This window comes from Pseudarthrobacter sp. 05T312 (assembly GCF_056396685.1).
Map to the genome: position 1 here is coordinate 297,461 of NZ_JBFTLY010000003.1, position 12,738 is coordinate 310,198.

Below are 12,738 nucleotides of genomic sequence, written 5' to 3' on the forward strand. Positions count from 1 at the left end.
GCGGATCGATTCCATTCCCGTCCGTCAGTAGTCAACCCCCGGTTCTGGTCTTCCCTCCATCCGAAAGCACGCGGACGAGGACAGCACATAAAGTGAGTTCCGCTGCGGGTCGTACTGGATTGAATGCCGGTACCCTTCCCCGCTGAAAACTATCAGTTCGGGGATTCCGTTGATGCCCGTCCCGGACTGGACCGTCCAACCAGGCTTCGCGGACCACTCGGCTTCAATCTTCGGCAGCAGGGACGCGGTGTCGGCATCCGGGGTAAGGACCACATCCATCGTTCCCGGCCAGTAGTAGCCACCGTTCCCGCATTCAAACAACGCACGGGACTTTTCGGTCCGCGTAGACGTGGACACTTCGTCCGGCGGCACTACCGACTTCAGCTCGTCCTGCTGACTGAGTAGGGACTGTTTCGCGGAAGCAAGATCCAGGCCCGCAGCCGGGGAGTCCACGGGCGCACATGCCGCCAGTGCCGCCAGAAGGCTGGTCGCAACCACGGGCGCCACCTTACGGGCGAGCGTGGCGGGCATGAGGGTGCATGCACGCCGCCAACGGGATGGACGGCGTCCACGCCGCGTTTTTGAACCGCTGGCTTCTCCCGCCACCTTGCCCCCACATGTTTGATCCTGCCCCACGGTGTGGCACGCAGCGTTCGGCCCCCGGGGCAACGCTACCGGGGACCGGCCAATCACGGCGATGGGCAGAACTGCCCCGCACGCACCAGCAGCCCGGACCGAGCGGTCCGGGCTGCTGGTGGTGCGGTTCCGCGACTGGTGGAGGCCACGGTGGGGCGGGTGGGACCTGCCCCAGCTTTTCTGACCCTGGCGGGTGCCGGTGGGATCAGTGGTGGCTGCTGACGCCGAGCGGGCGGCCCTTCGTCTCCTTGGCCAGCACCACGCCGACGGCGGAAATCACGCAAAGGACCATGATGTAGATGCCGATCGAACCGGTCCACTTAGTGGACTGGAGCAGGGATTCTGCGATGGTCGCCGCGAAGGCACCGCCCAGGATGGCGCCGAAGGCGTACCCGATGGAGATGCCGGAGTACCGGACATGCGCAGGGAACATCTCTGCGTACATGGCGGACATGGGGCCGTAGGACAGGCCCAGGCCGATCGTGAGGACGAACAGGGCGACGCCGTAGAGCATGATGTCCTTGGTATCGATCAGGGCAAACATCGGGATCATCCAGGCGAAGACTATGGCGTAGCCGATCAGGAACGTCTTGACGCGGCCAATGCGGTCGGACAGCCAGCCGCCCACCAGGGTGAAGATCAGCCAGCCAAAGGACGCCAGCGTGGTGGCCAGGAGGATCTGCGGCGTGGGCATCTTCAGGGTCTTGGTGGCGTAGGAGATGAAGAACGCAATCAGCAGGTAACCTGCCGCGTTGTTGCCGATAAAGATCAGCGTGGAGTACAGGACCGGGAGCTTGTGGTTCCTGACCAGCTCACCCAGGGGTGCCTTGCTCTCCTCCTTCCGCTGGGCCATCTCCTGGAAGACCGGGCTTTCGGCAACGGCGCGGCGGATGAGGTACCCCACCACGATCAGGACGATGGACAGCAGGAACGGCACACGCCAGCCCCAGGCCGCGAAGTCTTCCTTGGACATGCCGGTGTTGAGGAAGAACAGGAGGCCGGTGGCAAGGATCATGCCCACGGGCACGCCGATCTGCGGGTAGGCGCCGAAGAGTCCGCGCCGGTTGACCGGTGCGTGCTCGACGGCCATCAGGGCAGCGCCGCCCCATTCACCGCCGGCCGAGAAGCCCTGGATGACCCGCAGCAGGATCAGCAGCACCGGGGCCCAGGCTCCGATTTGCGCGTAGGTGGGCAGCATGCCGATGAGTGCGGTGGCCGCGCCCATCATTACCAGGGTGAAGACCAGCATCGCCTTCCGCCCCAGGCGGTCGCCGAGGTGTCCAGCAATCACTGCGCCGAGGGGGCGGAACAGGAAGCTGATGCCGATGAGGGCAAAGGAGAGGATCTGCGCCAGGCCCGGGTTGGACTCGTTCAGCGGTGCCAGGAACAGCGGTGACAGCAGCGTTGCGGTCAGCTGGGCAAAGATGAAGAAGTCGTACCATTCGATGGTGGTGCCGACGAGGGTTCCGGCGAGGACCTTGCGTTCCTCACGCCGTGTGCTGGGACCGGCGAATGTATCCACCTTGGAAGGTGTGGTCATTGAAACTCCATTGTTTATCGGGCAGCGGGGCTGCCCGTACGCCTTCAGAATTACCGACAGAACGGTCAGTTAGTTAGTAGGGTACTACGGAAACTGTGATACGCGACACGGTGTGGTCGATTTTTGCGGTGAACGGCAAATTGTCCATTGAGTTCTATATTTGAACTGGAAGTTCCCATAAAGGACACAACAGACCTGTCCACGCACCTAGGATGGACTCCATGACTCCCGCCGCAGCCGCAGCCCCGGCAGGGCCGGCCACCCAGGCTTCGCCCTCCCAGACTCTGTCGCGCGGCATTCGCGCCCTTGAGATCCTGGCGGCCGCGCCCGGCCCGATGACCATCGCGGAACTGGCCGACGCCATGGGCGTGCACCGTTCGGTGGCGTACCGGATCCTTCGGACCCTTGAAGACCATTCGCTGCTGGTGCGCGACGACGCCGGGCGGGTCCAGCCCGGGCCCGGCCTGGCCGTCCTGGCCCGGGGAGTCTCACGCAACCTGCAGAGCGCCGCCTTGCCGGAGCTCACCCAGCTGGCAAACTCACTGGACATGACAGCGTTCATTGCGGTCTGGGACCACCACGACTGCATCACCCTCGTCACGGTCGAGCCCAGGCACTCTGGGGCAACCGTCGCCCAGCACCCTGGCACCCGCCACCCCATCAACGCCGGCGCGCCCGGCATTGCCATCCAGTCCGCCCTTTCGGAGGATGAGTGGGACAGGCTTGCGACAGGTACGCCCTACCGTCCGGAAGCGGCGGCAGCACGGCGGAAGGGCTACTCGGCCAGCCATGACGAAGTGATCGCCGGCGTCTCATCGCTGGCAGCACCCATCCGCGTGCCCGGGGGTCGTCCGGCCGCACTGGCGGTGGTCTATATCCGGTCCGCGCACGATCCCGAAACCGTGGGCGCAGCCATCGCGGAGAGTGCGGCCAGGATCGAGCGCCAGCTGGCGTAAGGCCGCGGAAGGCGCCGGGGGCAACGGGTCAGGTCCGTCGGCGAAGCACGACGGCGGTTCCCGCGCCAAGCAGCGCCAGCGCCACCGCCGCGCACAGCGGGACAAGGAATGCGCCGGCAGCCCCGTGGAGTTGGGCCAGTTGTCCCCCTATGGAGGAGCCAACGGCGGTCCCGGCAACGATGCCGCTGGCCAGGGCGGTCATGACCGTGCCAAGCCTGCCGGCCGGCGCCACCTTCCCGCCCACGGCAAAGACGGTGACCATGACCGGTCCCACCGGGAGGCCAAGGACCAACAGGACCACCGCCATCATGGGCAGCGACGACGGTACCAGCAGCAGGACCGCCAGTCCCGCCATCAGGACGGCGCAGGACACCCAGCGCAGCCCCAGGCCTGCCCGGTGCGGCCAGTAGGCAACCGACAGGGCGGCCGCCGCGGAACTGAGGCCCATGACGGCGTACAGCAGGCCCGCGATTTCCGGTCCGGCAAGACCGGCGGAGAAGGCGCTCAATGCGGCCTGGGTGGAACCGAAGAAGGTGCCCATGCAGGCCATGGCGAGGACGGGCAGGGCCACAGCCCACGGCAGCTTCCCGGCAGGCACGTGCTTGCCGCCTGCCGGGCCCCGGCGGGCCGGCACGGACCGGTGCGTGGGATGCACGGCGAAGGCGGGCACCAGCGTGATGGTCATGGCCGCCGCCAGGACCAGCGGAAGCCAGGGCGCCACGAAGCTGGCCAGGATTCCCACCAGCGCCGGTCCAAGGACAAAAGTCACCTCGTCCGCGGTGCTCTCGTAGGACAGCGCCGTGTCGAGGTCGCGGGCGGCAGCATGCGGCGGTGCTGTTGGACCTCCCGCAGTGGCAGTGAGCGCCATCCAGCGGACCCGGGCCAGGGGTCCCACCTGGGGGCAGGTGGCACCGGCCGCGAAGGCGGCTGCGAGCACTTGTGGCTCGAACCCGTCCAGGACCGCAGCGGTACCGGCGGCAAGGACCAGGGCAAGCACGGCCACTGTATTGAGCACTGCCGCCAGCAAAAGGACCGGCCGCTGTCCCTTCCGGTCGGCAAGGGATCCCAAGAGCGGTGCCCCCAGGGCGGAGCCGATGCCCACGGCGCCTGCAGCCGTGCCCCCGGCCGCAAAGGAGCCGCTGAAGGAAGTGACCAGGGTGAGGGTACCCATGGCCAGCATGGCCAGAGGGAGCCGGGCAAAGAGGCCGAGGGGCAGGAAACCTGCGCCGGCGAGGTGCGGGAGGCGCGAAAAGCGTCCGCGCTTTGGCGTCTCCGGGGCTTCCGGGCTTTCCTGGCATGGGGAGGCCTGGACAGGGACGGTACCGGCGGGTGAAGGGTTGGCGTGTGGTGTCACTTCTGGGCTCGTTCAGTACGTGCGCATCGTCCCTCCTCCCGATGCGCGCAACCCGGTAACACCGACAAGTATATCGGCCCCGGTCAGGGGACGGTCAGAGAACTGCGTCCAGGCTTTCGGAGATCCGCAGCGTGGAGCCATTCCGGTTCTTGACCACCTGAAGCTGGGTGCTGATCCGTTGCTTCATCTCGGCAACATGGCTGACCAGTCCCACCACCCTCCCGCCGTCGCGAAGTCCTTCAAGCGCATCCATCACCTGCTCCAGCGATTGGTCGTCCAGGCTGCCGAAGCCCTCGTCCACGAACAGGGTTTCGATTTCCACGCCTCCGGATTCCTGCTGGACCACGTCTGCAAGGCCCAGGGCCAGCGAGAGCGAGGCCATGAAGGACTCGCCTCCGGACAGCGTGGAGGTGTCCCGGCGGAAGCCCGTCCACTGGTCCACCACTTCCAGGCCCAGCCCCGACTTTGCCCCGCGGGCGGCCTTGGCATCTGTGTGCTGGAGCAGGTACCGGCCGTCGCTCATGGCCACCAGGCGTTCGGATGCGGCGAGGGCCACCTGCTCCAGCCGCGCGGCCAGGACGTAACTGTTCAGGCTCATGCGGTACGTGTTCTCGCCCCGGCCGGCTGCGGCGTCGGCCAACCCGGCAAGCATCCGGGCCCGCTCCGCCGGCTCGCGTGAGGACCCGGCCAGCGCTTCATAGTCCGCGGCGATCGCCTTCAACGATTCCACGCAGCGGCCGGCCAGGCCGGCAGCGAGATCGGCCTCCCGAGCCTGGTTTTGGGCAGCCGAAGCGTCCCTGCGCAGCGAGGCCAGCCGTTCCTCGTCCGCGATAAAGCCGCCTGCCGCTTCCTCCTGTGCGAGCATGATGTCGTCTGACTCGAACAGCCCGGCTACGCGGGCAGCTTCATCCTGGGCGGCACGGATGGCGGCTTCAAGGCCGGCGAGGTCAGCGGCACCAAGGAGCTGGCTGCGGACCTCGTCAGCAGTGGCAAATCCGGAACCGGGCAGCGCCTGTTCCAGGGCGTCCTGCGCTTCGGCGGCGTGCAGCCGCGCATTATCCAGGCGCACCTGCGCTTCGACCGCCTTGTCCAGGACCGCCACCGCATCCTCAAGTTCCCTCAACCGGCTGGCCAGGCTGCGGTGGCTCCCCCGCAGGCCTGAAAGCGCAGCGTCCAGCGCTGCAACCTGTTCCGCCAGATCAGCAAGGCCCGCGGTGGCCTGGGACATCCCGGCTTCCGTTTCGGACAGTGTGGCCCGGGCCTGGCTGAGGCTCTCATCCAGAGCCTCCAGCCGCTGCCGCCTGTCCTGCAGCTGCTCCGCCGCCTGCTCGGCATCCACTGCCGCCGCGAGTGCATCAGCTGCACCCGAGCGCGCATCGTCCACCGGCGTGGTCCCGCCCTGTCCCGCGAGGACAGCCACTGCCTGCTCGCTCTCGGCCAGATCAACAGCAACCCCGGCATGTGAAGCCTCCGCGGCCTCGTACACGCCGTGGGCCTGTTCCTCGTCCTGGGCCAAGGACGGCCCTCCGGTTCCCTCATCTGCCGGGCCGGGATGTTCTCCACTTCCGCAGACAGGGCACGGTTCCCCGGCAACCAGCCCGGCAGCCAGTTCGGATGCCGCGTTCGCCAGCCGCTCTTCCCGCAGGTCCAGCCAGCGGCGCTTCGCCTCCAGGAGGTTCTCCCGGGAATCATTATGGCGGCTCTTGGCGAGATCCCTGCGCTTGGCTGCGTCCCCGTACCGCCTGACCACGTCCAGCAGCTCCGCCGCAGCGGCCGCCTCCTTGCGCCGCAACGAAGCCTCCGCAGCGCGCGCCTCCAGCTGGTCCAGGCCCGCCAAGAGCTGTTCCCGTTCCGCCACCAGCTGCGCGGTGCGCTGGCCCAGCGTCTCCGCGGCGAGCTCCAGGCCATCCAGTCGGCCCGTTAAGCCGTGGCGCCGCTCCCGCAGCTCCTTGAGCCTTTCTTCGTCAGGCAACCGTGCCTCGACGACGGCCAGCAGCGAACGCAGGCGGCCCAGTTCCTCCACCGCCCCGGGCAAGCTGTCCGGGCCATCCTGCGGGGAACCCGGATTGGACTGCGGACCCCCTGATGTTCCGGCGTCGAGCTGGGCCAACTCACCGCCGTCCCCGGCGGCGAGGCGCAGCAGCGTCACGGCCGATTCGGCGGCCGCGGCGGCGCCACGGACCTTCCCGGCAGCAGCGTCGACCGCCTGCAGCTGCCCCTGGAGAACCTCTGCCTGCCGGTGCCTGGCCAGCCGGGAAGAACGCTCCTCCTGCAATGTTGCCCCCTCCTCGAGGGCCTTCTTCCGGGCGGCAGCTGCGGCGAGTTTCCGGTGCCGTTCGTGGCGGGCAGCCTCCGTTTCAGCTTCCGCGCGGCGGCCCTGGCTGGCTTCCTCAGCGGCGGCGGCCTGTCCCGCGAGCTCGTCGTGGCGCAGGGCGGCGGCGGCCTGCAGCCAGGCAAGGCGGCGGGGAATCTCGTCGGTTGGCGGCGCTCCCTCTTCGGGAAGGTGCAGCGGGGCGGCCTCGGTTTCGGCGCGCGAGGCAAGGACGTCGAGTTGCCCGGACAGGACCGCCACGTCCTCCCTGGCGGCGGCAGCCTGCCGGGACAGTTCCTGTTCCAGGGCTTCAAACCTCTGCGTGCCGAAGAGCTTCTGCAGCAGGTCCAGCCGGTCAGCAGCCTTTGAACGCAGGAAGGCAGCGAAATCACCCTGCGGCAGCATCACCACCCGGGTGAACTGTTCACGGTCCATGCCCAGCAGGGCCATGATTTCCGCGCCCGCCTCATCGTTGCGGGCGGACTTCTCCACCCAGGCACAGCCCACCCGCTCCCGAAGCAGCGTCTTGGCCTGCTGGACCGTGAAGCCGTTCTTCCCGCGGGCGCTCGGCTTCTCCCACGCCGGGGACCGGGTCACCTCGAAGCGGCGGCCCTGCGCGGAAAACTCACACGTGACGGCGGGTTCCTGTCCCGGCTCCGCGTGGTCGCTGCGCAACCGCTTCCCGTCCTGCCGGGCACCGGGGACGGAGCCGTACAGCGCAAAGCAGATGGCATCCAGCACGCTGGTCTTGCCGGCACCGGTGGGACCGTTCAGCAGGAACAGTCCGTGCGCGCTCAGGCGGTCAAAGTCGATGTCCTCGGTCCCGGCGAAGGGCCCGAACGCGGAAATCCGCAGCTTGTGGATCCTCACCGCGATACCTCCGAAAGCCTGACGTTTTCCAGCGCGGCCGCGAGCGCAGCCGTTTCGGCGGGGTCGGCGCCCCGTCCCCGCACGTGGTCCAGGAACCCGCAGCAGACAGCCAGGTCATCCGGTGCGCCGGCGAGCCTGCTGCTGTAGCTTGCCTCGGCAGGGGCAGCGGCGCCCTGCGGGTCGAAGGCCAGGACCAGGGTCTCCGGGAACCTGGCGCGCAGCCTTTCCATGGCGCGGGCGGGACGCTGGGCATCGGTCAGGGTGACCTGGCAGTAGGCGGCTTCCGCCCACGCATGGCCCGGATCCGCCAGCAGCTCCTCCAGCGGTCCGCGGAGTACGGCGAGTGGACGCGGCGCCTCCCAGAGGACTTCCGCCACCGACTCCACGCCTTCCGGACCAACATCCACCAGCCAGGCACCCTTTTGGTGCGCGGCCTCGGAGAAGGAATAAGCCAGTGGCGATCCGGAGTACCTGACGGATTCGGACAGCTTCTGCCGGCCGTGCAGATGGCCCAGCGCGGTGTAGCTGAAACCGTCGAAGAGGTCCAGGGGAACCGCTCCCACGCCGCCGATGCTGAGGTCACGCTCGCTGTCCGAACTGATGCCGCCGCTGGCGAAGGTATGCGCCAGGACCACCGAATGGACGGTGGCGGACGCGGCGCGCCGGGCAATGTCCGCCCGGACCAGGCCTGTTGCGGCGCGGGTAACCTCGAAGTGGCTTGCCGTGTCCACGCCCAGCTGGTCGGCGACCATCCTGGGTTCGAGCCATGGGATGCCGTACAGCGCCAAAGTGGCGTCTTTTCCCGCAGCGTCCGTTCCCAGCGGGATCAGCAGGGGCTGGTCGAGGTCCTCCACCCTGGTGCGAAGGTGCACTCCCCCGCGTTCCAGCAAGCGGGACGCGAACCCCAGGCGGATGGCGGAATCGTGGTTGCCGCTGGTGAGGACTGCCTGTGCGCCTGCGGCGGTGAGCCGGACCAGTGCGTCATCGAGGAGGTGCACAACGTCCACGCCGGGAAGTGCGCGGTCGTAGACGTCGCCTGCGATCAGGACGATGTCCACGCTTTCCCGCTGCACCGCCGCCACCAACTGGTCCACGAAGGAGCGCTGGGCGTCGAGCATGCCAACGCCGTGGAAGGAACGGCCCAGGTGCCAGTCCGAGGTGTGAAGTAACCGCATGATCCTAAGTTATCGGCAGCCACTGACAGTGAAGAAAACGCCGCGGCAAAGGAGGCTCAGGACCTTTTTCCGTCGAAGAACTCCTGGGCCTCGCTGACGCCGGGCTTTCCGTGGCGGGCCGCCTCGGCGGGTAGTCCCTCATTCACAGGGGCAGCCTCGGCGTCGGCGTCGGCATCCACGTCGTCGTCGTTGCCGGGAGCCCCTGCCTCCTCAGCGGGAGCCGGGGACTGGGCCACTGCGCCGATCCGGAACACCAGCCCCGCGATGGCAGCGCCGGCCAGCGGCGCCACCAGGAAGACCCACAGCTGCTCCACTGCCCAGCCGGAGCTGAAGACGGCGGAAGCAACGGCACGTGCGGGGTTGAACGGCAGGTTGCCCACCGACTGGCCCACCTGCAGCAGGGCGGCAAACGACAGGCCGACGGCGACGGGCGCCACCGAGCGGGCGCCTCCTTCACGGCCGGTGGCTCCCAGGAAGACAGCCACGATGATGGCGGCACCCAGCAGCTCGAGGAGGACGACGGCGGCGAGGGGCGCCTGGATGATGGAGTGCTCACCGAAGCCCGCGGCCACGGTATCGAATGCAGTGCGGCTGTCCGGGATGCTGGGCAGCGTGCGCAGGATCCCGAAGAGGGCCAGGGCGCCCACCAGCGCCCCGACGAGCTGGGCGGCCGCGTAGGCGGCGGCTGCCCCGGCGCGGATCCGTCCGGCCACGAGGTGCCCCAGGGTGATCGCGGGGTTGAAGTGGCCGCCGGAGATATGCCCGAAGGCCAGCATGGCCGCGGTGATGGCAAGACCGGCTGCCAGGGCGGACGGGACCGGGCTGGACTGCGGAATGCTGAACAGGGGCACGCCCAGGCCGGCCACCGCCAGGAAGAGGCTGCCAAACGCCTCGGCCGCCAGGCGGGGCAGCAGGCCGGCCGGTCCGGCAGCCGTGCCGCCGGGCTGCAGTGCGTCGCGGGCTGGGACGGGGGTGCTCATGGTGGGACCTTTGCTTGTGGGGGGCGGGAATTCCGGCTGTTTTGTGGGGCCGGTGCTGCTGCCGGCCATCCGTGCCGGCACCGGGCAACCCGAGCAGTATCCCAGCCGAGGCTGTGCGTTTGCTGGACAGCAGCTGTCCGCGGTGGGCAGCGGCCCCGCATGGAACGCCGGACCACGTGGCCGGGACGGTAAATTTACCCCATGAGCTTTGACCACGGTATGCCCGCCCCTGCCCTTCCGTCCCGCATCCACGGTTCCCTGCTGGGCGGGGGCCTGGGCGATGCCCTGGGCTACGCCGTGCAGTCCGATTCCATTGCCGGGATCCGGGAGCGGTTCGGGGCGCAGGGCCTCACCGGGTTCGAGGACCTGGCGGGGCCCGGCCATTTCTCTGATGACACGCAGCTGACCCTGTACACAGTGGATGGGCTGGTGGAGGCGCTCGAGTGGGCCAACTCGGGCGTCGGCGCAGACGTGAACGCGTGCCTGTGGCTTGCCTACCTGCGCTGGCTTGCCGCCCAGGGCGGGGATGCAGGACCGTCCGCACCGGCACCCCAGCCGCGCTGGATCGACAGCAACGAGGTGCTCAGGCAGCGCAGGCGTCCCGACAAGGATTGCCTCAGCGGTCTGGCCACTGGTGAGATGGGAACCGCCATGCGTCCGGTGAACCCCAACGCCAAAGGCACCGGCACCGTGATGCGGTCGGCACCGTTCGGGCTGGTACCGCACATCACGCCCGACGCCGTCTATAAGCTCAGTGCCGACGCCGCGGCCCTGACGCACGGACACCCAGCGGCACGGCAGAGTGCCGGCATCTTCAGTCTCCTGATCCACCGGTTGGTATCCGGGGAAGCACTGCAGGACGCCGCTGCCGGGATCACCACGCACGCGGCCGCCCTCCCGGACGTGGTCCCGGAGCTGCCGGAACGCCTGGGGGCCGCCCTCCGGCTCGCGGAAAAAGCGGTTGCCGGCCCCGAGGAACTGCAACAGGAGCTCGGCGGCGGCCGGACAGCGGAAGAATCCCTCGCCGTCGCGCTTTATGCCGTCATCGCCACCGCGCCGGCCGGTGATGCGGAGGCGCAGCCCGCCGCGCACTTCCGCGACGCCATGCTGGTGGCCGTAAACCACAGCGGCGCCAGCGACACCACGGGGGCGCTTGCCGGAAACATCCTGGGAGCCCTTTACGGGGAGGCCTGCCTGCCCGACCCCTGGCTTGAAGCCCTGGAAGCGGCGGAGGTCATCCGCGGAATGGCCGATCGGTTGGTGAAGGTTACGACCGCCGAAGGCTGATGTTGTTGCAGGCCTCGCAAACGTCCTCCGGGATCACGCCGCGGCGCTGCAGGAACCCGAAAATGGTGCACCCCAGGCAGAACCCCGCGAAGGCTTCCAGCGAGGCAGCTATCACCAGGATGCCCAGGAGCGTCCAGGCTGCCGGCGCCGCGCCGGCAGCGAAGAGGAGCAGGGCACCGGTGGACACTGCCGCGCCGATTCCCTGGGCGAAACGCTTGGGCGGCCCGGAAACCAGCTTCACCTTTCCCAGCCGGGGCGTGATCACCTTGACCGAAAGCAGCGCCAGGGGTGAAATCCTCGGGCCAAAAAGCAGCCGCAGCCAGAATCCGGCGGCGATCGCTGCCAGCCCCCAGCCTGAATTCGCCACAGCGGTGACGACGGCGAGCAGCACCACGAGCGCTGCCGTGGTGCGGGCGGCGTACTCATTGACGGGGTTGGGGAATTCGAACAAGGAGGCCATCCGGCAAGGGTAGGAGGCAGCCGCCGGAGCAGCCAAGCTTTGTTGCGCCGCATGACCGCGGGCCCCGCCGCAGGATGGGTCAGGCGCCGGCGGCCTGCGCGCCGGCCCAGGCGCCAACAGGGACTTCCTGGGCGTCCTCGGCACCGCCCACCATCTGCAGGAACTCGCCTTCGGACAGCACTTCGATGGCCTGCCCGCGCTCGTGGAGCTCCAGGACACGGCGGGCCTTTCCCGTGAGCCGGCCCGAGCGCAGGTCCGAGGCCACGAACCCGTCACCCACCACCAGGACAGTGGTCCGCGCGGTGACCCGGCTCTCGGTCAGCGCGCCGCACCTGGCCGAGCGAAGTTTAGCGTCCGGACGGTTGATGGAGAGCCGCCCGGTGAACACCACCGTCTGGGCGTACAGCGGATGCCCGGGCTCGGCGTCCAGGTTGGGCTCGGGGTTTAGTCCTTCTTCCGGCCAGCCGGACTGGAACCGGCGGACCAGGGCAGCACCGTTGCCGGAGTTGCCTGCCAGCGCCGTGAGGCTGGCCTTTGAGATGTCACCGGTGGCGGGGTCGAAGGCCTCCTGCCGCGGCATGGCCAGCCCCAGGGACAGGTAGAGTTCGGCGATGCTGTTGGCACCGTTGCGGGCGGCGATGTCGATGAGGATCCCGGCGCAGGCACGGGCATCTTCCGCGGCGTCGTGGTGGTTGACCAGCGGAACACCCGCTTCCTCGGCGGCAAACGGGAGGGAGTTGGACACGAGCGAGTAGCAGCGCCGGGACAGCATGACGGTGCAGACGTAGTCGTAGGCCGGGCCCGGCAGGCCGGAGACTTCCAGCGCCGAGCGGATCACGCCGAGGTCGAAGGCAGCGTTGTGCGCGACGAGAACGTCGTCGCCGATGAACACCCCTATTTCGGGAAACAGCTCGCCAAAGCGCGGCGAACCGGCGACATCAGCCGGGGTGATGCCGTGGATCCTGACGTTGTGGTGGTCGAAGGTGTCGTATCCCGCAGGCGGGCGCATCAGCCAGGAGGCTTCCCCGACGATCCTGCCGCCCCTCACCTTCGTCAGTCCCACGGAGCACGGGGAGCCCCGGAAGCCGTTGGCCGTTTCGAAGTCGATCGCCGTAAAGTCCAAACCCACGGCCCCTACCTTACCGCTGCGGGCCTCCAGCCCCGGGGAG

10 protein-coding genes are annotated in these 12,738 nt (G+C 68.6%); 2 read left to right on the forward strand and 8 right to left on the reverse strand.

The window, feature by feature from the left end; genetic code table 11:
• Positions 1-24 precede the first annotated feature (24 nt).
• Entirely contained in the window at positions 25-498 is a 474-nt protein-coding gene (locus AC1DIP_RS07370) for a hypothetical protein (RefSeq protein WP_477733353.1), read from the reverse strand.
• 343 nt (positions 499-841) lie between these two features.
• A complete protein-coding gene (locus AC1DIP_RS07375; protein ID WP_476211619.1) occupies positions 842-2,176 on the reverse strand; it encodes an MFS transporter in 1,335 nt (444 codons plus the stop codon).
• A gap of 221 nt (positions 2,177-2,397) precedes the next feature.
• On the opposite strand from AC1DIP_RS07375, the gene AC1DIP_RS07380 reads away from it, so the two are divergent.
• The gene (locus tag AC1DIP_RS07380) at positions 2,398-3,132 is read left to right on the forward strand and encodes a helix-turn-helix domain-containing protein (protein ID WP_476211620.1); all 735 of its coding nucleotides are present in this window, start codon (positions 2,398-2,400) and stop codon (positions 3,130-3,132) included.
• A 28-nt stretch (positions 3,133-3,160) separates the two neighbouring features.
• Here AC1DIP_RS07380 and AC1DIP_RS07385 read toward each other — a convergent pair whose 3' ends face one another.
• The 4 genes from AC1DIP_RS07385 to AC1DIP_RS07400 form a co-directional block, all read right to left on the reverse strand.
• On the reverse strand, positions 3,161-4,486 hold the full coding sequence (locus AC1DIP_RS07385; RefSeq protein WP_477733354.1) for an MFS transporter: 1,326 nt from the start codon (positions 4,484-4,486) through the stop codon (positions 3,161-3,163).
• 94 nt (positions 4,487-4,580) lie between these two features.
• The gene (locus AC1DIP_RS07390; RefSeq protein WP_477733355.1) at positions 4,581-7,667 is read right to left on the reverse strand and encodes an AAA family ATPase; all 3,087 of its coding nucleotides are present in this window, start codon (positions 7,665-7,667) and stop codon (positions 4,581-4,583) included.
• Entirely contained in the window at positions 7,664-8,842 is a 1,179-nt protein-coding gene (locus tag AC1DIP_RS07395; RefSeq protein WP_476211623.1) for an exonuclease SbcCD subunit D C-terminal domain-containing protein, read from the reverse strand. The genes AC1DIP_RS07390 and AC1DIP_RS07395 overlap by 4 nt, the downstream gene beginning before the upstream one ends.
• Before the next feature lie 56 nt (positions 8,843-8,898).
• Positions 8,899-9,822, reverse strand: a complete 924-nt coding sequence (locus AC1DIP_RS07400; protein WP_476211624.1) for an aquaporin — start codon at positions 9,820-9,822, stop codon at positions 8,899-8,901.
• Positions 9,823-10,023: 201 nt separating this feature from the next.
• Here AC1DIP_RS07400 and AC1DIP_RS07405 point away from each other — a divergent pair, with 201 nt between their 5' ends.
• The gene (locus tag AC1DIP_RS07405; RefSeq protein WP_477733356.1) at positions 10,024-11,109 is read left to right on the forward strand and encodes an ADP-ribosylglycohydrolase family protein; all 1,086 of its coding nucleotides are present in this window, start codon (positions 10,024-10,026) and stop codon (positions 11,107-11,109) included.
• Here the strand turns inward: AC1DIP_RS07405 and AC1DIP_RS07410 are convergent.
• Positions 11,090-11,569: a DUF4395 family protein gene (locus tag AC1DIP_RS07410; RefSeq protein WP_476211626.1), complete on the reverse strand. Its 480-nt coding sequence runs from the start codon at positions 11,567-11,569 to the stop codon at positions 11,090-11,092. The two genes, AC1DIP_RS07405 and AC1DIP_RS07410, sit on opposite strands and share 20 nt — an antisense overlap.
• A 79-nt stretch (positions 11,570-11,648) precedes the next feature.
• Positions 11,649-12,698 (reverse strand): 3'-5' exonuclease, encoded by a 1,050-nt coding sequence (locus tag AC1DIP_RS07415; RefSeq protein ID WP_477733357.1) that lies wholly within the window; start codon positions 12,696-12,698, stop codon positions 11,649-11,651.
• Positions 12,699-12,738: the final 40 nt, after the last annotated feature.

Bases quoted from the DNA above. Each gene is read 5' to 3' on its own strand.
- AC1DIP_RS07400 (WP_476211624.1), bottom strand. From the start codon at position 9,822: ATGAGCACCCCCGTCCCAGCCCGCGACGCACTGCAGCCCGGCGGCACG.
- AC1DIP_RS07395 (WP_476211623.1), bottom strand. From the start codon at position 8,842: ATGCGGTTACTTCACACCTCGGACTGGCACCTGGGCCGTTCCTTCCAC.
- AC1DIP_RS07405 (WP_477733356.1), top strand. From the start codon at position 10,024: ATGAGCTTTGACCACGGTATGCCCGCCCCTGCCCTTCCGTCCCGCATC.
- AC1DIP_RS07380 (WP_476211620.1), top strand. From the start codon at position 2,398: ATGACTCCCGCCGCAGCCGCAGCCCCGGCAGGGCCGGCCACCCAGGCT.
- AC1DIP_RS07375 (WP_476211619.1), bottom strand. From the start codon at position 2,176: ATGACCACACCTTCCAAGGTGGATACATTCGCCGGTCCCAGCACACGG.
- AC1DIP_RS07410 (WP_476211626.1), bottom strand. From the start codon at position 11,569: ATGGCCTCCTTGTTCGAATTCCCCAACCCCGTCAATGAGTACGCCGCC.